Below are 24,142 nucleotides of genomic sequence, written 5' to 3' on the forward strand. Positions count from 1 at the left end.
CGTCAGTGAGGGGCGGCGAGGGTCTCGCGCTTGATCTTCTTGGCCAGGCTCCATTTGTGAACCTCGGTCGGCCCGTCGTAGATGCGGAAGGCGCGAACCTCTCTGAAGATCTGTTCGACCACGGTGTCGCCTGAGACGCCGGTGCCGCCTAGGACCTGGACGCAGCGGTCGGCGATACGGAACAGGGCTTCGGACACCGCCACCTTGGCCATGGAGCTTTCCGCCGTGCCCAGCACGCCGGTGTCGAGCACGCCGGCGCACCAGTCGATCATCAGCTCAGCCTGTTTCAGCTCGATCAGATTGTCGGCCAGCATGAAGCCGACGCCTTCATGATCGATCAGCGGCTTGCCGAAGGCCTGGCGCTTGACGGCATAGGCCGAGGCGATCTCGTGGGCGCGGCGACAGCTGCCGAGCCAGCGCATGCAGTGGGTCAGGCGGGCGGGGGACAGGCGCACCTGCGCATATTTGAAGCCCTGGTGCGGTTCGCCCAGAATCTGGTCGGCCGGCACGCGCAGGTTCTCGATCTTCAGGATGGAGTGGCCGCCGGGCATGGAGCTGTCGATCGTGTCCAGCACTCGTTCCAGCTGGATGGCGGGGTCAGGCAGGTCGACCAGGAACATGGTGGCCGCGACCTTGCCGTCGCCAGCATCGGTCCGGGCCATGATGATGCCGACCTTGGCGCCGACGGCGCCGGTGATGAAGGCTTTGCGGCCGTTGATGACCCAGTGGTCACCGTCCTGAACGGCGGTGGTCTGGATCATCGAGGGGTCGGCGCCGGCGCCGCCGTCGGCGGCGGGCTCGGTCATGAAGAAGGCCGAGCGGGCCGTACCCGCGACCAGCGGGGCGAGGAAGCGCGCCTTCTGAGCCTCATTAGCCACCCTGCCCAGCATGTAGATATTGCCTTCGTCGGGCGCCATCACATTGAGCGCGACGGGGCCGAGCGGCGAGACACCGGAAGCCTGCAGCACCAGGGCCGTCGCGCGGTGCGACAGATGCGATCCGTCGGCCCCGATGTGCGGCGTCAGCAGGCCGGCTTCGCGAGCTTTGTCGCGCATCTCGGCGACCAACTCTTCAGTCGGGCCGTGGGCATCGGCGCGGGTGTCCTTCTCATAGGGGATGATGGTTTCGCGCACGAAGGCTTCAACCCGAGCGGCGATCTCGCGTCCCTTGTCCAGGTCGTCATGAATCATGTGGTTTCTCCGGTCTGGGCCCAGGCCAGCGCCGCCAGCGCGGGCATGTTGTCGGCCATGGTTTGGGCATGGGCGGAGGCGGCGGTGCCGCGGGCGATCCGCCCCTTGATGCCGTGGAAGATCGCCGCCAGACGGAACATGTTGAAGGCCATGTAGAAACGCAGTTCGCGTTCAGTCGGCAGGGACACGTTCATCCGGTCGCAATAGGCGGCGAGGTAGTCCGCCTCGCTGGGTATCCCCAGAGCCTGCAGATCGGCGCCGGCGAAGCCGCCGATCATCTGCGGCGGCAGGCGGTACATCATCAAATGATAGGTGAAATCGCCCATCGGGTGGCCGAGCGTCGACAACTCCCAGTCCAGCACGGCCCTGACCTGGGGGCCGTCCGGCGCGAAGATCAGGTTGTCCGCGCGGAAGTCGCCATGCACCACGCTGGCGGCGCCGTCGTCCTCGGGCAGATGATCGGGTAGCCAGGCGACCAGACGATCCATGTTCGGGTCGCGTCCGGCCAGGTCGTCTTCCTGATACTGGCGCGACCAGCGCTGGACCTGCCGGGCGAAGAAGTTGCCGGGACGCCCATAGTCCGCCAGGCCGAGCGCCTGAATATCCAGACTGTGCAGCCGGGCGATGGTGGCGTTCAGGGCGTCGAAATGGGCGGCCCTTTGGTCGGGGGTCAGATCGGGCAGGGTGGGGTTCCAGAAGATGCGGCCCTCGACCATCTCCATCACATAGAAGGGCGTGCCGATGACGGCGTCGTCCTCGCACAGGGCCAGCGGCGCCGGGACGGGAAAGCCGGCCGCATGCAGGGCCGAGATGACGCGGTGTTCGCGCTCGACCGCATGGGCGCCTTTCAGCAGCGGCCCGTCCGGTTTGCGGCGCAGCACGTAGGATTTACCAGGCGTGTCAATGCGATAAGTCGGATTGGACTGACCGCCGTTGAACTGGTTCACAGTGATCGGATAGCGAAAATCCGGCGCGTGTCGCTCCAGCCATGCTGTTAAAGCGGCGATGGGCAATTCATAGCCTGGCCTGACCGTCGCCGCGCCTTCGAAAACGTCCAACTGGGTGACTCCGGCTAGTTTTAATCACTCAGCTAAGGCTGTAGCTGCTCGACAGGCTGGTTTCAACGGGTGATCCGAGAGATGCGCCTAAAGTGAACTCCTGCGCCGCGACAAAAACGAGCGTTGCTAAGGATTGGATGAAATGTAATCAATCGAACAAATAAATTGTCGGAGCGGTTGTGGCGGATGGACGAGCTTAAAAAGGCGGGGCCGCCGGGTCCGCAAGGCATCATTGCTGAGCTGCTGCAGGCGAGGCGGCCGATGATCGTGATCGTGCTCGGTATGGCCGTCGGCGTCCTGCCCGTCTATTCGATCGGGGCGTTTGTCGCGCCGATCGCGGCGGAAATGTACTGGGCCGACACCCAGGTGATCGGGTGGGCGCTCGCCCACGCTGTCGGCGCAGTGCTCGCGGCGCCGTTTATCGGGTTGCTCTCCGATCGTTTAGGGCCGCATCGGGTCGTGATGACCGGTCTGGTGCTCTTGGCGGCGGCGTTGTTCGCCAGCGCCTTGCTGCCGCCCATTCTGCCGTTGCTTTACCTGTCCGGTTTCGCGGTTGGCGCGGCGGCGGTCAGCGTGAGCGGCATCACCCTTGGCCGGATTATAGCGGGCCTGTTCGATAAGGGGATGGCGACGGCCTTTGGCCTGATGTCGTGCGGCATCGGGCTTAGCGCCGCTCTCGGGCCCCGTCTGATGCAAGCGACGATCGACGCCGAAGGGTGGCGCCTGGCGTTTCTGGCGGCTGGCGTCGCGCCGCTGTTGGTCCTGCCGGTAGCCTGGCGTTGGCTGCGTGCTCGTCCTTCCCGGCAGGGGGCTCAGCCGGGCGTCGTCCGGGAGGAGGCGGGCCATACCTTACGAACCGTGGTTGGGCTTCCCGTCTTCTGGGTCCTGGGGATCGGGACGGTGCTCTATGGCCTGTGCGCCGGCGGCATGGCGGTGAACCTGATACCCTACCTGACGAGCGAAGGCGTAAGCCGGGCCGACGCCGCCACGGTTCTGGGGCTGCTGGGGCTTTCGACGATGGCCGGGCGGTTCCTGACCGGTGTGCTGATCGACCGCTTTCAACTGAATGCAGGCCTGTTCATGACTGGGGCGCTGATCGTGCAGGCGGCGGCGTTCGCGGTGCTGGCGTTGACCTCGACGCAGTATATGGTGGTCGCCATTCTGGTCTTCGGCCTGACCATGGGGGCTGAGGCGGATTGCGTCGCTTACAGCACGGCCAAACTGTTCGGCCGGCGGGCGTTCAGCGCCATCTTTGGCGTCGTGGGCTATGCGATGCTCTACATCGGCACGGGGGTTGGTCCGGTGCTGTTCAGCGTGGTGCGCCACATGACCGACAGCTACGCATCCGCCCTCTACGTCTGGGCCGCCATCGCCGCCGCCGGCATCCCGCTGTTCCTGATCGTCAGCCGAGCGCTCGCGACGGGCCGAACGCTGGCGTCTGCTCCGCGACCTCTGATGGCGGAGGCCTGAAGAGAGGACGCGAGGCTTAGCGGTAATCGGCTGGGTCGATGTTGAGGCGCTTGAACTTCCCGTAAAGCGTCTTTCGAGGCGTCGCGAGGCGGGCGATGACCTCGGAGACGTTGCCATGAGCGGCTTCCAAAGCCTCGCGGATCACGGCCGCTTCGAAGGCGTCCACCCGGTCTGTGAGGCTTTGAGGGGACCGGGACGCGGGGGCGTCGTCGTCAGGGGCATCGACCAGGGTGCTGAGCGCGAAATTGCGCAGCTCCCGTACATTGCCGGGCCAGCTGTGCTCCATGAGATGCCGGCGAATGCGGTCCGACACGGTGAATGCGTCTTTGTCAGACGGCCGCTTTCGGTCTGCCAAGAAGTGCGCGAAGAGCGGAAGGATGTCCTCTCGCCGCTCGCGCAATGGAGGCATCCGCAGGCGCACGACGTTCAGCCGATAGAAAAGGTCGGGACGAAAAGCCCCCTCGCTCGCAGCGCTTTCCAGATCCCGTTTCGAGGCCGCGATCACCCGGATATCAATAGGGTAGGGCTCGCCGCCCGGTGTCAGGGTACGTTCTTCGAGGACCCGCAGCAGCTTGACCTGCACCGCAGGGCTCATGCTGTCGATTTCATCAAGGAACAGGGTGCCCTTGTCCGCAGCCTCGATCCGGCCGACCTGGGCGCTTCGTCGATACCCTGAGCCATCCAGCGTCTGACCGAACAGTTCGACTTCGGCGAAATGATCGGGGATGGCGCCGCAGTTGACGGGCACGAAGCTCCGGCCGCGTCGCTTGCTGAGTCGATGCAGGGTCAGAGCCGCCAACTCCTTGCCCGTGCCGGTCTCGCCTTCCACCAGAACATCCAGGTCCGATGCCGCGATCCGGGCGATGGACTCCCGCAGGGCGATCATGGCCGGACTTTCTCCGATCAGCAGGGTGTTGGCGTGGGCGGCGGCTTCGGTTGCCGCGCGCAGAGCTCGGTGCGCTAGGGCTCGGGTTCGATAGTCCTGCGCCTGATTCACGGCGTTGATCAGCCGCTCCATGGCGAAGGGTTTCGTCAGAAAATCGAAGGCGCCGTCCTGCAGCGCCTGAACCGCCATCGGGACATCCGCATGCCCGCTGATCAGAATGACTGGTATCTGCGGATCCAGGGCGCGAATGCGCGAAAACAGCTCAAGTCCGTCCATTCCGGGCATGCGGATGTCGGAGATCACCACGCCGCGGAACTGAGGGGTCAGGCCGGCCAAAGCCTGGGCGGCGTCTGGCAGAGCCTGGACAGCGATGCCTTCAAGGTCCAGCGCATCGACAAGCGCCCGCCGCAACTCGGCGTCGTCTTCGATGAAAAGGACTGAGGGAGGCGTTTCCAGAGTCGTCATGCGCGTCTCAATCGAACACAGAATGCTGCGCCGCCCAAGGGCGAAGCAACGAGAGAAAGCGAGCCGCCGAACTCCCGCGCGATGTCGCGGGCGATGCCGAGGCCGAGGCCCAGGCCGGTCGGCTTGCTGGTGACGAACGGGGTAAACAGCGACCCCGCGAGGTCCGGCGCGATGCCCGGACCGTTGTCGGCGATGCTAATGGCGATGTCATCGTCGCCTACTTCCAGCAGGACGGCGATGTTCGGGGCCGGTCGACCCTCGAGGGCGTCGGCGGCGTTTTGGATCAGGTTGATGAAGATCTGCTCCAGTCGCATCTTGTCGGCGCTGACGCGCAGAGTCTGCGTGGGCGGAGTCCAGTCCAGGCGGATGCCGGCGGTCCGCAAGCGGTCGCCGATGAGAAGCAGGGCGCCATCCAACGCCTCGTTCAGGCTCACCTCGTCCACAAGCGGCGTTCGCTTGCGGGAGAAGGAGCGGAGTTCTGTCGTGATCCGGGCGACTCGGTCGGTCAAGCTGACGATGGACGACAGGTCGTCCTGCACCTTGGCGATGGAACCGCGCTGCAGATATCGCACGCCGTTTTCAGCGAAGGCGCGGATCGCGGCGATCGGCTGGTTAATCTCGTGGGCGACCCCAGCCGTCACTTGGCCAATAAGGCCAAGCCGGTTGGCCTGAGTCAGTTCTTCGCTGGCGGCGCGCCACCGACGGTCGGCCTCTAGACGCCCTTGTGATTCCTCGCGCAGGCGTCGATTGGCGTCGCGCAACTCGCTGGTGCGGGCGTCGACTTCCTCCTCCAGGGCCTGACGGGCGCGAACCTGGGCCAGGCGGCCCATGTGAATGCGCCAATAGGCGGCGAAGACCATGAGCGCGGCGGCCAGGATGGCGAAAACGACCAGACGCGCCTGCAGGCTGGCGCTTCTGTACGCGGGCTCCAGAGACGCCACGTGCAACAGGGATGCGCCGTCGATGGCTGAAGCCGTCCTCGCTTGGCGAAACCGGCCTTGGGCGTCAGCCATGCTGAGGTCTCCCTCATCGTTCTGCTGGAACCTGAGCGGCGACAGCGGCAGGGAGGCGAACTGAAGGGCGCTGCGGATGCCCTGATGGTCTTCGGGCGTGAGCGGACGAGTGGCGCGAAACCGCCACGGGTCGTGGTCTGTGATGATGACGACGCCGCGAGGGTCGACGACCAGGGTATGCTCGGTCGTTCCACTCCACTGCGCCTCCAGATCGGCGAAATCGATCTTGACGACAATGACGCCCAGGGTTCGAGCGCCGTCGTCGATCCTGCGGGCGATGAAGAAACCTGGACGCCCTGTGACCGAGCCGACCGCAAAGAGTTCGGCTTCGCCATTGGCCATGGCGTTGAGGAAATACGGGCGATAGCTGAAATTCTGTCCGACGAAGCTTCCGGGCTCGTTCCAGTTGTTCGCCGCCAATGTCAGGCCGTTCGGCGCGATGACATAGATGGCCGCGGCGTCGGTCCGTTCCGCCAGCAGCTCCAGTTTTCCGTTCAGTCGCGCCACTGGCTCGGGGCGGGCGTCGCTGAGCACCGCGTGGACGTCGGGGTATTCGCTCAGAACCAGGGGAAGGAGGCGGAATTTCTGGAGCGCCCCGGCCAGCTGACGCGCACGCTTGTCCGCCTGCTCTGCCGCGGCGGCGTCTGTCGCCAATCGGGCCTGACGCGCCGCCCAATAAGCGCCGCTCCAGACCGCCAGTCCGCACCCCAGCAGCAGGCCGATCGCCATCAGCGTCAACATGCGGTGGCGCGGCTGCAGGGCGTTTTGCACGGAACTGTGTGGTTTGCGGGACAAGTGGCGGTCTCACGTGGGCGCTTTTCGGCACGGCCGAGCGGCGCAGAATCGGGGCTAGGTAGGCATTAAAGCTAAGAAAAACATCGTGTTGTGAAGTATTTGTGAGGCCGCGTTGCCGCGCCGATCGTCCCCATGACTATCATTCTTCATCAAGCCGTCGCAGAGCGGTTTAGGGGTTTGGGGGAGCGGTATGCCAGATTTGATGAGCCGGGATCATTTCGATTGCAAGAATAGATTCTCCCGGAGCTAGTGATATGTCTTCAATGACTAACGCGCGCCGCCTAAAAAACATTATAGGTGGCTCGACGGGCAATCTAGTCGAGTGGTTTGACTGGTACGCCTATGCAGCGTTCGCGCTTTATTTTGCGCCTGTGTTTTTCCCGAGCGATGATGGAACAGCCCAACTCCTAGGCGCCGCGGCCGTCTTTGCGGTGGGTTTCTTGATGCGGCCCATCGGCGCCTGGATCATGGGGGTCTACGCTGACAGGCGAGGCCGCAAGGCCGGCCTGACCTTGTCGGTCACCCTGATGTGCGCCGGATCCTTGCTGATCGGCTGCACCCCGGGCTACGCGCAGATCGGCATCGCCGCGCCGGCTCTGCTGCTGGTCGCTCGACTGCTGCAGGGCATCAGCGTCGGCGGGGAATATGGCTCTTCAGCCACCTACCTGTCCGAGATGGCGACGGCGAAGAACCGCGGCTTCTGGTCCAGTTTCCAGTATGTGACCCTGATCTCGGGCCAGCTTTTGGCTTTGCTGTTGCTCATCGTGCTGCAGGCGGTGATGACGGATGAGGCTCTGAGCGCCTGGGGTTGGCGCATTCCCTTCTTTGTCGGGGCGGCTCTGGCCGTCGTCGTGTTCTGGTTGCGCCGGGGTCTGGATGAGACCAACGCCTTCAAGGCGGAAGATACCCGCGCTGCGCCGAAATCCAGCGCCATGCTGCTGATTCTCAAGCATCCGAAAGAAGCGCTTCTGGTGATGGGGCTGACGGCTGGGGGCACGCTCGCCTTCTATACGTACACGACCTATCTGCAGAAATTCCTGGTCAACACTTCGGGCTTTTCCAAGGACGCAGCCACCCAGATCAGCGCTGCGGCCCTCCTGGTCTTCATGCTGTTGCAGCCAGTTGTCGGGGCCCTGTCGGACCGGATCGGCCGGCGTCCGGTGATGATCGCCTTCGGGGTCATGGGGGTGCTCTTCACGGTGCCGATCATGTCGGCTCTGGCCACGGTGAACAGCGCGCCGGCAGCCTTCGCCCTGGCTCTTGCGGCGCTAGTGATCGTGTCCGGCTACACCGCCATCAACGCCGTGGTGAAGGCCGAACTGTTCCCCGCGCATGTGCGTGCCTTGGGCGTGGCTCTGCCCTACGCCATCGCCAACGCCCTGTTCGGCGGTACGGCCGAGTACGCCGCCTTGTGGTTCAAGTCTCAGAATAACGAGAGCGCCTACTTTTGGTACGTGACGGTCATGATCGGTCTATCGCTCATCGTTTTTGTTTTCATGAGAGATACTAAACATACGAGCATGATTACTCACGATTGAAATCAGTATTGACGAGCGTAATCACAAAAACCCGGCTGCGCAGCGAGGGGCTGTAACGCAAGTTCGGAGTGGGAGGGACTGAGCGATGATTAGGGATTTCAGTGAAGTTGGCTTGAAAGCGGCGAGCCTGGCGTCAGCCAGTCTGCTCAGCCTGACGGCGGGGGCGGCGTTCGCGCAGGATCGAGCGCAGCCTGAAACCGCCGAGGCCGCGCGGGTGGACGATATCATCGTCACCGGCGTGCGCGGAGCGCCGCGTACGGCGATCGAGAGCCCGACGCCCATCGACGTGTTCAACGCCGAGCAGTTGCAGCAGGGGGCCCAGACCGGCGTGTTCGAGTCGGTGCGTTACCTGGTGCCGTCCTTCAACCTGCCGGCGCGGTCGGGCGGCGGCAGCTCCACGGTCATCGCTACCGGAGCGCTGCGGGGCCTGAATCCGGATCAGACGCTGGTGCTGGTCAATGGGAAGCGTCGTCACCGCACGGCGCTGATCAACTCGGTTTCGACGCTCTACAACGGCTCGGTCGGGGTCGACCTGAACATGATCCCGTCCAGCGCCATCGCTCGCGTCGAGGTGCTGCGCGACGGGGCCGCCGCCCAGTACGGCTCGGACGCCGTGGCCGGCGTCATCAACGTCATGCTGAACTCCAGCGCCCAGGGCGGCAGCATTTCGGTGGCTCATGGCCGCAACTTCGATCGCAATGACGGCCGCTATGTGAACCTGGACGCTAACCTCGGTCTGGCGCTGGGCGAGGACGGCTTCCTGAACCTGTCGTACAGCTTCATGGATCGCGGCGCGTCGAACCGGGCGGAGCGCATCGCCGATTCCGTGCGCCTGTATCCGCTGTTGCCCAACGGTTCGCGCGACCCGCGCGAAGCGGTCATCGACCGGATGGTGACGACCAACTACGGCACCATGCCTCAGGTCTCCAATGTTTTCGGGGCGAACGCGGCCTATACGGTCAGCAACGAACTCGAGCTCTACGCCTTCGGCACCTATGGTCAGCGCAAGTCCGACCTGAGCTGGACGTGGCGGCCGCCGACGGACATCACCGTCTTGCCCGAGATCGCGCCGGACGGCCTGCGCACCCTGACGGTCATCAAGGACAAGGACTATGAGGCGGTCGCCGGTGCGCGGGGCGCGCTGGGCGGCTGGGATTGGGACCTATCGACGGGCTACGGCACGAACGTTTCGGACTGGGAGAACTACAGCCTGAACGCCAGTCTGGGGCCGAGCAGTCCGCGCCATTTCTACATCGGACAGCTGGCTTCGGCCGAGTGGGTCAATGCTCTGGATGTGACGCGCGGTTTCACGCTCGAGAACGCGGGCGAGTTGCAGGTGTCCTTCGGCCTGCAGCACCGCTGGGAGAACTACACGATCAAACAGGGGGACGAGGCGAGCTGGATTCAGGGCGATTACGTCCGCCCGCCGGGCCAGCCCTTCGCGGGTCAGCCCCTGCCTCCCGGCACCCAGTCCACGCCGGGTTTCCGTCCCGAGGACGAGGCTGACGTCAGCCGCAACAACTATAGCGTCTATGGCGAGCTGGGCTGGAATCCGACCGAGCGGTTCTATCTCGGCGGGGCTGTGCGCTACGAGAATTTCGACGACTCGGCCGGCGACACCACCATCTACAAGGTCAGCAGCAGGTATGAGTTGAACGACTGGGCCGCTCTGCGCGCTTCGTTCAACACGGGCTTCCGCGCTCCCAGCCTAGCGCAGCAGGCCTATTCCGCCACCACCAGCCAGTTGCGCGACATCCGGGGCACCGGGGTCGCCGAGTCCCTGCGGTTGAAGAACTTCCAGGTCAACTCGCCGGAAGCGATCGCCCTGGGCGCCAAGCCGCTTACGCCGGAAATGTCGGAGAACCTGAGCGTGGGCTTCACCTTGACGCCCTTCTCGAACTTCGTCCTGACGTTTGACGCCTACCAGATCGACGTGGCCGACCGCATCGCCGTCACCACGACCTTCTCGCCGATCGATACGCGCCTGTCGGCGGACGGGGTGACGACCATCGGCCAGCAGTTGCAAGCCATCATGGTGGCCAACGGCCTGTCGCCGGATGTCAGTGGTCAGTACTACACCAACGCCATCGACACCCGGACGCGCGGCTTCGACATCGTCGCCACCTACAAATACGGCACGGTCGACTTCGGCGATTTCGATTTCAGCTTCGGCTACAATCAGAACGAAACCGAGATCACCGGCATCATCGACAACCCCCCGGAGCTGGCGGCGCTGGGCGATATCGTCATCTTCGACCGCAGCAAGCAGGCGGCGCTGACGGAATCCCTGCCGAAATCCAAGATCTCGCTCAACACCGGCTGGGCGCTGGATCGGCTTAGCGCCAACCTGCGTCTGACGCGGTTCGGCGAATACACCACGCGGCACTCGTCCAATCCGGCATTGGACAACGACATCGACGCAGCGTGGATCACCGATCTGCAGGTCAACTACGACGTGACGGACGCCGTTCGCGTGACGCTGGGCGCCAACAACATCTTCAACGTCTACCCGACCAAGATTCAGGAGCCTTCGGCCAACCTGGGCAACGGCATGTACAGCGGGCTTGCGCCGTTCGGCTTTACCGGCGGATCCTGGTTCGTGCGCGCCGCCTACAAGTGGTGATCAAGGGGAACGTCCGGAGGCGTCGCGCCGCGACGTCTCCGGGTCTGGGTGAGAGGGGAAAATTCATGCTGAGAGTTCTGCACCGGGCGACATCGGCCCTGGTTATGGCGACGGCGATCGGCCTTGCGCCGAGCGCCGCCTTTGCGCTGGCCGAGCCGACCTCGACGGCGCAGGCGCCGCTTGCGACCTATAAACCGAGAAGCAATGAGATCCTGTGGGACGGCTACGGCGTCCCCCATGTCTATGGAGTCGACGCGCCGTCGGTCTTCTACGGCTACGGCTGGGCCCAGGCGCGCAGCCACGGCGACAACATCCTGCGCCTGTATGGAGAAGCGCGGGGCAAGGGGGCCGAATACTGGGGCGCGGATTACGAACAGACGACCGTCTGGCTGCTGACCAACGGCGTGCCCGAGCGCGCCCAGCAGTGGTATGCGCAGCAGTCGCCTGACTTCCGCGCCAACCTCGACGCCTTCGCGGCGGGCATCAACGCCTATGCGCAGCAGAACCTGGACGACATCTCGCCCGAGGTGCGGCAGGTGCTGCCGGTCTCCGGCGCCGACGTGGTGGCGCACGCCCATCGCCTGATGAACTTCCTTTATGTCGCGTCGCCGGGCCGCACCCTGGGCGAGGGCGACCCGCCGGATCTGGCCGATCAGGGCTCCAACTCCTGGGCGGTGGCGCCGGGCAAGACGGCCAGTGGGAGCGCCCTGCTGCTGCAGAACCCGCACCTGTCCTGGACGACGGACTACTTCACCTACTACGAGGCGCATCTCGTCACGCCGGACTTCGAAATCTATGGCGCGACCCAGATCGGCCTGCCGGTCATCCGCTTCGCCTTCAACCAGCGGATGGGCATCACCAACACGGTCAACGGCATGCTGGGGGCCACGAACTATCGGCTGACGCTGCAGGACGACGGCTATCTTTATGACGGTCAGGTGCGGCCGTTCGAGCGGCGTCAGGCTTCGTATCGCCTGCGTCAGGCGGATGGATCGACGATCGACAAGCCGCTGGAAGTCCGCTCCAGCGTCCATGGCCCGGTCTTCGAGCGCGCGGACGGCACGGCCGTCGCCGTTCGGGTCGCCGGCCTGGATCGGCCGGGCATGCTTGAGCAGTATTTCGACATGATCACGGCCGACAGCTTCGATGACTACGAAGCCGCCATGGCGCGGATGCAGGTGCCGACCTTCAACATCGTCTACGCCGACCGCGAAGGGACCATCAACTACACCTTCAACGGCGTGGCTCCCAAACGGGCCGAGGGCGACATCGCCTTCTGGCAGGGGCTCGTGCCGGGCGATTCCTCACGTTACCTGTGGACCGAGACGCACCCGCTGGATGACCTGCCGCGCGTCACCAATCCGCCAGGCGGCTTCGTTCAGAACTCCAATGATCCGCCGTGGACGCCGACCTGGCCCGTGACCTACACGCCCAAGGACTTTCCCTCCTATCTGGCGCCCCAGACGCCGCACTCCCTGCGCGCTCAGCAAAGCGTGCGTCTGATGTCCGAGAACGACGACCTGACGCTGGAGCGCTTCATGGCGCTGCAGTTGAACCATCGGGCCGTCATGGCTGACCGCACCTTGCCGGATCTGATCCCGGCCGCCCTGATCGACCCCGATCCCGAGGTTCAGGCGGCGGCGCGTCTGCTGGCGGCGTGGGATCGCGAGTTCACCAGCGACAGCCGCGCCGCCCTGCTGTTCGAGGAATGGGCGCGTCTGTTCGCCGGCCAGTCTTTCGCCGGCCAGGCCGGCTTCGCCACGCCCTGGTCGCTGGATAAGCCGGTCAGCACGCCTTACGGCGTCCGCGATCCCAAGGCCGCCGTCGATCAATTGCGGACCGCTATCGCCAACACCAAGCGCAAATACGGCGCGATCGACCGGTCGTTCGGCGACGCCTCACGCATGATCCTGAACGACGTGAATGTTCCGGGCGCCGCCGGCTACGGCAACCTGGGTTCCTTCCGGGTCTTCACCTGGTCCGATCCTGACGAAAACGGGATTCGCACGCCCAACCACGGCGAGACATGGGTGGCGATGATCGAGTTCTCCACGCCGGTGCGAGCCTATGGCCTGATGAGCTACGGCAACTCGCGCCAGCCCGGCACGGCGCACTACAGCGATCAGATTGAGCGTGTGTCGAAGGCCGATTTCCGCGAGCTGTTGCTGCGGCGAGAGCAGGTCGAGGCCGCCGTCCAGGAACGCACGCCCTTCAACTTCAAGCCATGAAAGGCCTGACCATGACACGACGGATCGGATATTCGGCGAGCGCGGCGTCATTGGCGCTGATGGTCGCCGCCTCTGGCGCGGTTGCAGGCGAGCCGGCCTTCACGGCGGTTCAGGTCGAGGGTTTTTCGGTCGCAGGCGCTCTGTCGAACGCCTGGGCCGACTTCGACAACGATGGCGACCTGGACCTCGCTGTTTCCTGGAAGAGCGGTGAAGTCCGTCTGTATCGCAACGACGGCGGAACCTTCGTCAACATCGGCCCGGAGATGGGCCTGCCCACCTCGGGCATCGAGATCCGCGGGCTGAGCTGGGGCGACTTCGACGGTGACGGCTTCGTCGACCTGATGGGCGGATCGAACGTGATGGGCGACCGCGCGGCCAATCGCTCCTTTGTCTGGCGCAACGAAGGCGGACTGCGTTTTACAGAGCGGGCCGAGGCGCTGGGTCTTCTCGTTCCGGGGCGGATGAGCCGTCAGGCCAACTGGATCGACTACGACAATGACGGCGCGCTGGACTTCTATGCGGCGGACCGCGCAGGGTCGAACCAGCTCTTCCGCAATCAGGACGGCCGTTTTGTTCCGGTGATGGGGGCGGGCGGCGTCAACGACGTTCGCGCCACCGTCGGCGCCTGTTGGCTGGACTATGACCGCGACGGCGACCTGGACCTGTTCCTGGCCAACCAGTCCGGCGCCACCGACGCCCTGTGGCGCAATGACGGGGGAAGCTTCGTCGATGTGGCGCCGGCCCTCGGCATGGATCAGGCCGGGCGGGATCGCAGCACGGGCGGCGTCGGCTGCGCGGTCGGCGACTATGACAACGACGGGAACCTCGACATCTTTGTCGCTGTCTATGGCGCGGACCTGCTGTACCGCAATAACGGCGACGGGACGTTTTCCGAAGTCGCGGCCCAGGCTGGGCTGGGTCATGGCGGCCACGCCGTTGCGGCGGCCTGGGGCGATTATGACAATGATGGCTGGCTGGACCTCTTCGTCACCCATTATGAAGGCGAGCCGGGCAAGCAGATTCCGGTCAATCTGCTGTATCGCAATCTAGGCGACGGGCGGTTTGAACAGGTTCTGACCCGCGAGAGCCTGTTGAACGCCGGCGATCACGGCGTCGAATGGATCGACTACGACAACGACGGCGCGTTGGACCTGTCTCTGACCGACGGATACGGCGACGAGGGCGGCCACTTCCTTTTCCATAATGAACTGGCCGAGCCGGCCCGCTCTCGCAGCCTCAGCGTTCTGGTGCTGGACGACGGCGGCCGCGTCCCGCCTGGAGCGGAAGTGAGGCTGTTTGATAGCGAGGGCAGGATTCTGGGAACCCGCCTGGTATCGACAGGCGGCGGCTATAACGCCCAAAGCGCCGGTCCCGTGCATTTCGGCCTGGCCAGGATGCAGCCGGTTCGGGTCGAGGTCAGCTATATGGGCGGCCAGCGCGTAGTGCTCGAAGATGTCGATCCTCGAACGTTTGCGCGGCAGCGACTGGTCGTGACGCCGGCCGGCCTGCAGGAGAAGCCGTAGGCGGAAGGTGAGACCGGTTTCACGCGAAGCGGATCGGCTTCCTATACGTCTGCGTCGTCGATCTGCGCGTGACGGAAGCAGGTCGTCTGGTGATCGTTCACCATGCCGACCGCCTGCATGAAGGCGTAGGTGATGACCGGGCCGCAAAACTTGAACCCGCGCGCCTTCAAAGCCTTGGCCATGGCGACGCTTTCGGCGGTTTGGGTCGGAGCGTCGCGGAACTCGCTCCATTGGTTCACCCGCGGCTGGCCGCCGACGAAGGACCAGAGCCAGGCCGAAAAGTCCTCGCCGTTGTCGCGCATGTCCAGCCAGATGCGGGCGCCATTGATGGCGGCGTCGACCTTGGCGCTTGAGCGGATGATGCGCGGGTCGGCCAGCAGGCGCGCGCGGTCGGCCTCGCCATAGCGGGCGACGATCTCGGGATCGAAGCCGTCGAATGCCTCGCGCATCCCCTCGCGCTTTCTCAGGATGGTGATCCAGGCCAGCCCGGCCTGAAAGCCGTCCAGCACCAGCTTCTCCCACAGGGCGCGAGGATCGTACTCGGGCACGCCCCATTCCTCGTCATGGTAGGCGATGTAGAGCGGGTCGGTCGTCCCGCACCAGCCGCAGCGCCCTTCAGCCTTTTCGGATTCGGTCATGGCGCGATGTTGCTGGAATGTTCTGGAGGCGCAAGCGAAAAGGCCCGGCGTTTCCGCCGGGCCCTCATGGGATGTTGCAGGGCGTTTTACAGCCGCTCGACCGTGAAACCCCGGGCCGTCAGCATGTCGATGACGCTGTCCTGATCCATCAGGTGGGCGGCGCCGACGGCGACGAAGGCCGTCCCCGAGCCCTGCATCATCGTCTCGATCTGGTTGGTCCAGTCGGTGTTGCGCTCGATCAGGGCGGCGCGGTGAATTTCCTCGTGAATGTCGCGGGTGTTGATGCGGTTGAGGCGGCCTGCCTCTGCGGCGTCGCCCTTCAGCCAGGCGGCGACGGTCTCGTCCAGGTTGGCGACGATGCCGTCGGCGTTGCGGACATAGTTGTTCAGATAGGCGACCTGCGCCTCTTCGCTCATGCCGGCGATGAGGCGGACCTGAATGTCGGCGGTCTCGAAGCCGCGCAGCGTCTTGCCGTCGGCCCTGGCCCGGTCCATCAGCACCTTGTCGACGCCCGCTTCGGGCCGATAGCCGGCTTCGGTCGGACCCGACATGGCGATCATGAAGGCGGCCAGCCACGGGCGATAGGGATCCAGCGCCGCGCCCGATGCGCCGTTGGCCTGGGCGACCTTGTCGAAGGCGGCGAAGTCGTCGGGCGACAGGATCGATGACAAGGGGCGGGAGGGGTCGACGCCGTGCTGCTGGATCACCGGCATGACCACGGCTTGATCGTCCTGATCGGCGATCTCGACCCAGATGTCAGAGGCGCTGGCGAAGGCGGCGTCGACCTTGTCCGATCCCCAGGCCGTGCCGGGACGCAGCACGTGAACCGTGCCGAACAGATAGACGGTGGAGTCCGCGTCCCTCACCACCCACAGCGGCGGGCCGGCGCCCTCGGCGCGGGGGATGGGTGCGACGGCCGGGGCGGGCGCAGTCTGTTCGGCGTGAGCGGCGCCGGGCGCGGCGGCGAGGGCGGCGGAGGCGGCCAGGGCGGCCAGCAGCCCGGCGGCGAAGCGCGAGACACAGTTGGCCGACTGGCCCATGCGGTGTGCGAGGGTCATTGCAAAGTCCTTGAATGTTATGGGTTTAGGTTGGCTGTAGAGACAGGTCAGGCGATGAAGATGGCTTCGATCGGCTGGCCAAAGAGGCGCGAGATGCGGAAGGCGAGGGGTAGGGAAGGGTCGTAACGCCCCTTCTCCAGCGCCTGGACGGTCTGGCGTGAGACGCCCAGGCGCTCGGCCAGATCGGCCTGGGTCCAGTCGCGCTCGGCGCGGAAGACCTTCAGACGGTTGACGAAGATGCTGGTCATCGACGGGCGATCCACCAGGCGCACCAGGCGATGCCGTAGCCGACGGCCTGAGCTGCGAAGGCGGCGGCGACGCCCAGGGCGATCAGGGCGGCGTCGGTGTGCGGCACAGCGGCCGGCAGCAGGTTCACGCCGGAAAAGGCGGCGATCACGACGGCCGCGCCGCCGACGAAGAATCCCAGGTTGCCGCCCCACCACCAGGCCCATTTGTGAGCCTCTTTGGCGGCTTCATCCAGGCTCCGCCACCAGTACAGGGTGTGCAGAACGCCGAAGACGGTCAAGCTGGCGGCGAGGACGACGACACCGATCGATGGCGCGCGGCCCCAGGCTTCAGGCCAGAACGGCGTGGCGGCTGTGGCGCCGACCCCGACCACGGTCAGGGCGCACAGGACGACGGTCAGGTCCTCCATCGACTTCTTGCTAGCGGCGGCCTTGGTTGCGGCGATTTGGTTATTCATGACAAGCTCCCCTGTCGTGGTGACAAGTGAGCTTTACCGCCGGGGCTCGGTTTCCGTCAAGTGCCTTTTACATAACGACAAGCATATTTTCCGTTTTGACGCGTCTGACGTTACAAATCAGGGATCCAGGCGGGTTTCTCGACGCGCGCCGGGCGGCCCTCGACCGTCAATTCGCCGTTCATGCGGTCCAGCCGCATCAGGGCGATGGCGCGCCCCTCGGCGCCGGTCATGACTTCGCCCGCCCGCAGTTCGCCGTTCAGCACCTCTGCGCCGCGCTCGGGGGCGGGGCCGTCGAAGGTGATGGCCATCATGCGGTTCTTGATCGTGCCGCGCCGCTTCATGCGCGAGGTCGTCTCTTGACCGATGAAGCAGCCCTTGTGGAAGTCGATGCCGTTCAGCAGGTCGAAATCCGCCTCGATCGGATAGGTCTTGTCCTGAAGCGTGTCGGCCGCGGGGTCGGGCACGCCCAGAGCCAGGCGGTGCGCCTGCCAGTCGGCCTCGGTCGCGTCGGTCTCGCTCTGATCGCCCCAACGACGGCCGCCGAGGGCGGGCAGACGGGGGTCGTCGATGAAGCCCGCTGGCTTGTCGGCGCCCCAGGCGACGAAGACGGCGTCTGGCATCGGCATGACCTCGACGCTGGAGCGCAGCTGGTACATCGACAGGCGCTGGACGAGAGCGTCGCGCCGGTCCGCGGCGACATCCAGGATGACGCCGTCCTCCTCGCCCCAGATGAACAGGTCGAACAACAGCCGCCCGGGCGGCGACAACAGGGCGCCGAAGCGCAACTCGCCGGGTTGCAGCGTCTCCACGTCCTGGGTCAGCAGATTGTGCAGAAAGGAGCGGGCGTCGGGGCCGCTGATGCGGATGAGGGCGCGACTGTCGAGGCAAGCGATAGGCATAGGACCTAGATAGGCGGCCTCGCTCGCTTCCTCCAGTGCGCCATGCGGCGCCGACCTTGCCGGGACGAAATATCCTCTCACGGATTGTTGCTTCTCCAGCCTCGCCTTCGCAGGTGCAGCGCGCTAGTGAGGGCGTCCGTAAGGCGGGACTCAGATTATACCCCGCCCACTTCTACATATGCGGGGCTGGGACCCGCAGTCAGACCACGGTTCAGGAACTGCGAAATGACCAAGTGGGTGTACGGCTTTGGCGGCGGATCCGCTGACGGCGACGCTTCGATGAAGAACCTTCTCGGCGGCAAGGGCGCGAACCTGGCCGAGATGTCGTCCCTCGGCCTGCCGGTGCCGCCGGGCTTCACCATCACCACCGAGGTCTGCACCTGGTATTACGCCAACCAGGAAACCTATCCGACCGACCTGACCGATCAGGTCAAGGCGGCCCTGACGCACGTCGAGGGCGTGGTGGGCAAAACCTTCGGCGACGCGGCCAACCCCCTGCTGGTCTCGGTGCGCTCGGGCGCCCGCGCCTCCATGCCGGGCATGATGGACACGGTGCTGAACCTGGGCCTGAACGACGAGACGGTCGAGGGCCTGGCCAGGCTGTCGGGCGACCGCCGCTTCGCCTTCGATTCCTACCGCCGCTTCATCACCATGTATTCCAACGTGGTGCTGGGCCTGGGCCACGACTATTTCGAAGAGGTGCTGGACGATCACAAGGATCGTCTGGGGGTCTCGGTCGACACCGAACTGACCGCTGAGAACTGGGAGAAGGTGGTCGCGGACTACAAGGCCCTGGTCGAGCGCGAACTGGGCAAGCCCTTCCCGCAGGACCCTCAGGCCCAGCTGTGGGGCGCCGTCGGCGCCGTGTTCGAAAGCTGGATGAACGACCGGGCGAAATTCTACCGCCGCATGCACGACATCCCCGAAAGCTGGGGCACGGCCGTCAACGTCCAGTCGATGGTGTTCGGCAATATGGGCGAGACGAGCGCCACCGGCGTCGCCTTCACCCGCAACCCCTCGACCGGCGAGAACAAGCTGTACGGCGAGTTCCTGATCAACGCCCAGGGCGAGGACGTGGTCGCCGGCATCCGCACGCCGCAGTCCCTGACCAAGGCCGGCCGCGAGGAGATGGGCGAGACGTCTCCCTCGATGGAAGAGGCCATGCCCGAGGTCTTCGCCCAGTTTGTCGACGTGGTGGGGCGGCTGGAAAGCCACTACCGCGACATGCAGGACATCGAGTTCACGGTCGAGCAGGGCCGCCTGTGGATGCTGCAGACCCGCAACGGCAAGCGCACGGCCAAGTCGGCGCTGAAGATCGCCGTGGACCTGGCCTCCGAGGGCGTGATCTCTCAGGACGAGGCCGTCAGCCGCGTCGAGCCTGCCGCGCTGGACCAGCTTCTTCACCCGACGCTGGACCCCAAGGCGCCGCGCACGGTGGTGGCGGCGGGCCTGCCCGCCTCGCCGGGCGCCGCGACCGGCAAGATCGTCTTCGACGCTGATGAAGCCGAACGTCTTGGCCAGAACGGCGACGCCGTCATCCTGGTGCGCGACGAGACTTCGCCGGAGGATATTCACGGCATGCACGCGGCGCGCGGCATCGTCACGGCGCGCGGCGGCATGACCAGCCACGCGGCGGTGGTGGCGCGCGGCATGGGGCGCCCTTGCGTTTCCGGCGCGGGCGAGATCGCCATCAATGAAAAGGCCGGGACCTTCACCGCGCGCGGCCGCACCTTCAAGGCGGGCGAGGTCATCACCATCGACGGCGGCAAGGGCGAGGTGCTGGACGGCGCCGTGGCCATGATCGAGCCGGAGCTGACGGGCGACTTCCAGACCCTGATGGGCTGGGCCGACGGCATTCGTCGTCTGAAGGTTCGCGCCAACGCCGAGACCCCGCTGGACGCCAAGACCGCGCGCGGCTTCGGCGCCGAAGGCATCGGCCTGTCGCGCACCGAGCACATGTTCTTCGATGAGGCCCGCATCGCCGCAGTGCGCGAGATGATCTTGGCTGACGACGAGGCGGGCCGCCGCGTGGCCCTGGCCAAGATCGCCCCGTTCCAGAAGGCGGACTTCGTCGAGCTGTTCACCATCATGAGCGGCCTGCCCGTGACCGTGCGCCTGCTGGACCCGCCGCTGCACGAGTTCATCCCGCACACCGACGCCGACATCGACGCCCTGGCGACGGCCCAGGGCCTGGACGCCGCCAAGCTGAAGCGCCGCGCCCGCGAATTGCATGAGACCAACCCGATGCTGGGTCACCGGGGGTGCCGCCTCGGCGTGGCCTATCCGGAAATCTATGAGATGCAGGTCCGCGCCATTCTGGAAGCGGCGCTGCAGGTCAAGACCGCGACCGGCGTCGCTCCGATCCCGGAGATCATGCACCCGCTGGTCGCTCTGGGTCTGGAGATGAAGTACCTGCGCGAACTGACGGACCGCACGGCCAAGGCCGTCTTCGCGGACGCCGGCGACAGTGTCGAATACCTGGTCGGCACCATGGTCGAGCTACCGCGGGCCGCTCTGCGCGCCGCCGATCTGGCCGAATACGCCGAGTTCTTCAGCTTTGGCACCAACGACCTGACCCAGACCACCTTCGGCATCAGCCGCGACGATTCCGGCCACTTCCTGCAGGCCTATCTGGACAAGGGCATCTTCGAGAACGACCCCTTCGTCCGTCTGGACCAGAACGGGGTGGGCGACCTGATCCGCATCGCCGAGGAGCGTGGCCGCGCGGCCAAGCCGGGCATGAAGATGGGAATCTGCGGCGAACACGGCGGGGACCCGTCGTCGATCGCCTTCTGCGAAGAGGTCGGGCTGGATTACGTCTCCTGTTCGCCCTACCGCGTGCCGATCGCGCGTCTGGCCGCCGCCCAGGCGGCGCTGGCCGCCCGCTCGGGCGTGGAGCGCGAAAAGGACCGCTAGGACCGGGCCCTCAAAGTCGACAGGGAAAGGGCGATCCGAGAGGGTCGCCTTTTTCTTGTCGTATAATAGTCGATCTTCGAGGAACGCCGTGTGTGCTTCCTGTTGCACAGTCATCGACTTCTTCATGAAGCAGAAGGAACGCCACGGGTCGGCCGAGCTTTGTTTCTCCGCAAGGTGGTCAGGCCAAGCCTGCTCATCGTAATAAGGAGTAATTGAAGCTCATGCGTAAAGTTATTCTCGCCGCCGCCGCGCTGTCTGTATTCGCCCTGCCGGCCGCGGCCCAGGTCGTGCAACCTAGTGGCCCCACCTATTACGGTTCGCTCGGCTATTCGCAGTTGGACCATTCGGACGGGAACCTGGGCGCGGTCACTGGCCGCCTGGGCGCCAAGTTCAATCCCTACTTCGGCGTCGAGGGCGAGGGCTCCATCGGGGTGAAGGACGACGACTTCACGATCGCGGGCGTCGACGGCAAGATCGAGCACGACTACGATCTGGCCGCCTATGCTGTCGGCACCATGCCGCTCACGCCCAACTTCGAGTTGTTCGCCCGCGGCGGTTACGGCACGACCCGGATCAAGGGCGAACTGGGCGGCCTTGAGCGCAAGGCCGACGGCGAAAGCTGGAACTACGGCGTCGGCGCCAACTACTACTTTGACGGGCAGAACGGCCTGCGCGGCGACTGGACCCGTCGAGACTTCACCGACGATGGCGGTGAGGTGGACGTCTATTCCGTTAACTACGTCCGTCGCTTCTAAGCGAACTTGAGACGGCCGAACGGGCGCGCTTCTCGGCGAAGCGCGCCCGTTTCCTATGGGATATCAATGTAACAGTGTGTGTGGCTTTGCTGCATCATCGGCAAACGCGTTCCATGTCTGCTATGGAACTATAAGCTCCGGATTCTCATTTATCTACATGTTGGATGGGGCATGTGATCAAAGAAGTCACATCATCTAAGGAGTATGAAATAATGCGTAACGTTTTTCTCGCCGCCGCTGCTGTGTCTGTTCTTGCCGTTCCGGCGTTTGCTCAAGCGAATCCTGAGCCGCGTGGTTATGGCTCGCTAGGTTACACGCACATGGAGGGCGATGCGGCTCAGACCGGGGCCGTCACTGGCCGTCTGGGCGTCGACCTGAACCGTTACCTCGCCGTCGAGACGGAAGTCGGGGTCGGGGTCAAGGACAAGGACATCACTGTCGCCGGCGTCGACGGCCAGATCAAGCATGAGTGGGACGCCGCCGGTTATGTCGTCGGCAAGTATCCGATCGGCGACAAGCTCGAGCTGTTCGCTCGCGGCGGCTACGGCCACACTGAGCTGAAGCAGGAACTGGCGGGCGCCGAGACCAAGGTCGGCGGCGACAGCTGGAACTACGGCGTCGGCGCCAAATACTATCTCGACGGGGTGAACGGCGTGCGCGCCGACTGGACCCGTCGTGACTTCCGCGACGACCGTGGCGAGGCTGACGCCTATTCGGTCAGCTACATCCGTCGCTTCTAAGAGCGCACGCTCTGAAATGACGAAGGCCCGCTCCTTTCGGAGCGGGCCTTTTTCGTTGGCTGAACTCTTGAAGCGTCAGGCGACGCCCGGCGCCAGGGCCCAGCGCAGGGACCCCTCGCCGAAGGGGCGGATGAAGAAGTCCCGATAGCGTTCAAACACCTCGATGATTTTCATCTTGAGGTCGTGAGTCACCGACTCGCCGCGTTGGCGTTTCAACGCCGCGACGCAGTTGATGACTATATCCTGATGGGCGGAGCCGCCCATGCGTTGCAACACCGTGGCCACGTCGTGGGCCAACGGATCACCGAGTTTTTCAGCCCAAGGCAAAGCTGTCTGAGTCATTCGGGCATCGTCCCCCCTGTTTCTCGACGCGTAACGGTTTGCAAAAATTTCCGAACAGTGCAAGCGGCGCCGGAAATAATGATTCCTGATATGCCGGATCAGGGGCGCTTTTGCACAAAAACCGTGCCGGCCGAATAGCCTGCGCCGAAGCTGCAGATCAGGCCGACGTCCTCCGGCGCGAAGCCGTCCTGGTGCAGATGGAAGGCGATGATCGACCCGGCCGAGGAGGTGTTGGCGTAGTCGTCCAGGATGATGACGTTCTCGCCGGGCTCCGGCTCGCGCCCCAAGACCTTCTTGCCGATGAGGGTGTTCATGTTGATGTTTGCCTGGTGCAGCCACAGACGCTTGAGGCCGTGCGGATCGATCTCAAGCTCGTCGGCGTGGTCCAAGATCATCTCCGACACCATCGGCACGACCTCCTTGAACACCTTGCGGCCCTGCTGGACGAACATCTTGTCGCTGAGGCCGTCGGAGGAGACCGGCTCATGGGCGTCCGTCGGCAGGGCGGCGCGGTTGAGGAAGCCGAAGTTGTTGCGGATGTTGTTCGAGAAGCTGGTCTGCAGCTTCGTGCCCAGAATGTCCCAGCCGCCCGGTCCGGCTTGATCCTCGGCTTCGATGATGACGGCGGTGGCGACGTCTCCGAAGATGAAGTGGCTGTCCCGATCCTTGAAGTTCAGGTGGGCCGAGCAGATTTCCGGGTTGACCATCAGCACGGCCTTGACCGAACCCGAGGCCACGAAGTCCGCCGCCGTCTTGATGCCGAAGGTGGCCGAGGAACACGCCACGTTCATGTCGAAGGCGAAGCCCTCGATGCCCAGCGCCTGCTGCACCTCGATCGCCATGGCGGGGTAGGGGCGCTGCATGTTGGACGCGGCGCAGATGACGGCGCCGATCTCGCTGGCCGGCTTGCCCCAGGTCTTGATCGCGTCCTGGGCCGCCTTGACCGCCATCTCGGCCAGGATCGACAGTTCGTCGTCGCCGCGCGCGGGCAGGTTCGGCAGCATCCGCTCGGGGTCGATGATGCCCGCCTTGTCCATGACGAAGCGCGCCTTGATGCCCGAGGCCTTTTCAATGAAGGCTTCGGACGAGGGCGTCTTGGCCTCGATCTCTCCGGCGGCGATGGCCTGCGCGTTGGCGGCGTTCCAGCCTTCCGCCCAGGCGTTGTAGGCGCCGACCAGTTCTTCGTTGGAAATCGACTGTTCCGGGGTGAACAGGCCGGTAGCGGAGATGACGGCTTTTTGCACTGTGTTGTTCCCTAACGCTCGGCGCGCGGCGCCTCGCTGCATCAGGGAACATCAGGTT

At 65.0% G+C, this 24,142-nt stretch carries 19 protein-coding genes; 8 read left to right on the plus strand and 11 right to left on the minus strand.

Annotation, left to right across the window (positions count from 1 at the left end):
• Nucleotides 1–2 precede the first annotated feature (2 nt).
• Both H9656_RS00210 and H9656_RS00215 read right to left on the minus strand, forming a co-directional pair.
• Nucleotides 3–1,190, minus strand: coding sequence for an acyl-CoA dehydrogenase family protein (locus H9656_RS00210; RefSeq protein ID WP_191742314.1), 1,188 nt, complete (start codon nucleotides 1,188–1,190; stop codon nucleotides 3–5).
• A complete protein-coding gene (locus H9656_RS00215) occupies nucleotides 1,187–2,248 on the minus strand; it encodes a phosphotransferase family protein (protein WP_191742315.1) in 1,062 nt (353 codons plus the stop codon). Before H9656_RS00215 ends, H9656_RS00210 begins: the two co-directional genes overlap by 4 nt.
• Before the next feature lie 186 nt (nucleotides 2,249–2,434).
• Here H9656_RS00215 and H9656_RS00220 point away from each other — a divergent pair, with 186 nt between their 5' ends.
• Nucleotides 2,435–3,718 (plus strand): MFS transporter, encoded by a 1,284-nt coding sequence (locus H9656_RS00220; RefSeq protein ID WP_191742316.1) that lies wholly within the window; start codon nucleotides 2,435–2,437, stop codon nucleotides 3,716–3,718.
• 16 nt (nucleotides 3,719–3,734) lie between these two features.
• Here the strand turns inward: H9656_RS00220 and H9656_RS00225 are convergent, their stop codons facing one another.
• Both H9656_RS00225 and H9656_RS00230 read right to left on the minus strand, forming a co-directional pair.
• Complete coding sequence (locus tag H9656_RS00225) at nucleotides 3,735–5,069, minus strand: sigma-54-dependent transcriptional regulator (RefSeq protein ID WP_225212158.1); 1,335 nt, start codon at nucleotides 5,067–5,069, stop codon at nucleotides 3,735–3,737.
• A complete protein-coding gene (locus H9656_RS00230; protein WP_191742317.1) occupies nucleotides 5,066–6,877 on the minus strand; it encodes a sensor histidine kinase in 1,812 nt (603 codons plus the stop codon). The genes H9656_RS00225 and H9656_RS00230 overlap by 4 nt, the downstream gene beginning before the upstream one ends.
• A gap of 254 nt (nucleotides 6,878–7,131) precedes the next feature.
• Here H9656_RS00230 and H9656_RS00235 point away from each other — a divergent pair, with 254 nt between their 5' ends.
• From H9656_RS00235 to H9656_RS00250, 4 genes are all read left to right on the plus strand, one after another.
• Nucleotides 7,132–8,415 carry an MFS transporter gene (locus tag H9656_RS00235; protein WP_191742318.1) on the plus strand — a complete coding sequence of 428 codons (1,284 nt, stop codon included), beginning with the start codon at nucleotides 7,132–7,134 and terminating at the stop codon, nucleotides 8,413–8,415.
• Between the two features lie 112 nt (nucleotides 8,416–8,527).
• Nucleotides 8,528–11,038 carry a TonB-dependent receptor plug domain-containing protein gene (locus H9656_RS00240; RefSeq protein WP_191742319.1) on the plus strand — a complete coding sequence of 837 codons (2,511 nt, stop codon included), beginning with the start codon at nucleotides 8,528–8,530 and terminating at the stop codon, nucleotides 11,036–11,038.
• Between the two features lie 65 nt (nucleotides 11,039–11,103).
• Nucleotides 11,104–13,266: an acylase gene (locus H9656_RS00245; RefSeq protein WP_225212159.1), complete on the plus strand. Its 2,163-nt coding sequence runs from the start codon at nucleotides 11,104–11,106 to the stop codon at nucleotides 13,264–13,266.
• Nucleotides 13,267–13,325: 59 nt separating this feature from the next.
• Entirely contained in the window at nucleotides 13,326–14,789 is a 1,464-nt protein-coding gene (locus H9656_RS00250; protein WP_225212160.1) for a CRTAC1 family protein, read from the plus strand.
• A gap of 41 nt (nucleotides 14,790–14,830) precedes the next feature.
• On the opposite strand, the gene H9656_RS00255 is transcribed toward H9656_RS00250, so the two are convergent.
• The 5 genes from H9656_RS00255 to ygfZ form a co-directional block, all read right to left on the minus strand.
• A complete protein-coding gene (locus H9656_RS00255) occupies nucleotides 14,831–15,427 on the minus strand; it encodes a DNA-3-methyladenine glycosylase I (protein WP_191742321.1) in 597 nt (198 codons plus the stop codon).
• A gap of 86 nt (nucleotides 15,428–15,513) precedes the next feature.
• Nucleotides 15,514–16,485 (minus strand): TraB/GumN family protein, encoded by a 972-nt coding sequence (locus H9656_RS00260; RefSeq protein ID WP_191742322.1) that lies wholly within the window; start codon nucleotides 16,483–16,485, stop codon nucleotides 15,514–15,516.
• A gap of 47 nt (nucleotides 16,486–16,532) precedes the next feature.
• Complete coding sequence (locus H9656_RS00265; RefSeq protein ID WP_191742323.1) at nucleotides 16,533–16,733, minus strand: helix-turn-helix transcriptional regulator; 201 nt, start codon at nucleotides 16,731–16,733, stop codon at nucleotides 16,533–16,535.
• On the minus strand, nucleotides 16,730–17,188 hold the full coding sequence (locus H9656_RS00270; RefSeq protein WP_191742324.1) for a hypothetical protein: 459 nt from the start codon (nucleotides 17,186–17,188) through the stop codon (nucleotides 16,730–16,732). Before H9656_RS00270 ends, H9656_RS00265 begins: the two co-directional genes overlap by 4 nt.
• 110 nt (nucleotides 17,189–17,298) lie before the next feature.
• A complete protein-coding gene (gene ygfZ / locus H9656_RS00275) occupies nucleotides 17,299–18,087 on the minus strand; it encodes a CAF17-like 4Fe-4S cluster assembly/insertion protein YgfZ (protein WP_191742325.1) in 789 nt (262 codons plus the stop codon).
• 225 nt (nucleotides 18,088–18,312) lie between these two features.
• Between ygfZ and ppdK the strand changes: the two genes are divergently transcribed.
• From ppdK to H9656_RS00290, 3 genes are all read left to right on the plus strand, one after another.
• Nucleotides 18,313–21,003 (plus strand): pyruvate, phosphate dikinase, encoded by a 2,691-nt coding sequence (gene ppdK / locus H9656_RS00280; protein ID WP_191742326.1) that lies wholly within the window; start codon nucleotides 18,313–18,315, stop codon nucleotides 21,001–21,003.
• A gap of 221 nt (nucleotides 21,004–21,224) precedes the next feature.
• Nucleotides 21,225–21,758, plus strand: coding sequence for a porin family protein (locus H9656_RS00285; RefSeq protein WP_191742327.1), 534 nt, complete (start codon nucleotides 21,225–21,227; stop codon nucleotides 21,756–21,758).
• 212 nt (nucleotides 21,759–21,970) lie between these two features.
• Nucleotides 21,971–22,498 carry a porin family protein gene (locus H9656_RS00290; RefSeq protein ID WP_191742328.1) on the plus strand — a complete coding sequence of 176 codons (528 nt, stop codon included), beginning with the start codon at nucleotides 21,971–21,973 and terminating at the stop codon, nucleotides 22,496–22,498.
• Between the two features lie 75 nt (nucleotides 22,499–22,573).
• Here H9656_RS00290 and H9656_RS00295 read toward each other — a convergent pair whose 3' ends face one another.
• A complete protein-coding gene (locus H9656_RS00295) occupies nucleotides 22,574–22,840 on the minus strand; it encodes a hypothetical protein (protein ID WP_191742329.1) in 267 nt (88 codons plus the stop codon).
• 98 nt (nucleotides 22,841–22,938) lie between these two features.
• Nucleotides 22,939–24,084 carry a beta-ketoacyl-ACP synthase III gene (locus tag H9656_RS00300; protein WP_191742330.1) on the minus strand — a complete coding sequence of 382 codons (1,146 nt, stop codon included), beginning with the start codon at nucleotides 24,082–24,084 and terminating at the stop codon, nucleotides 22,939–22,941.
• Nucleotides 24,085–24,142 lie beyond the last annotated feature (58 nt).

This window comes from Brevundimonas guildfordensis (assembly GCF_014836405.1).
Lineage (GTDB): Bacteria > Pseudomonadota > Alphaproteobacteria > Caulobacterales > Caulobacteraceae > Brevundimonas > Brevundimonas guildfordensis.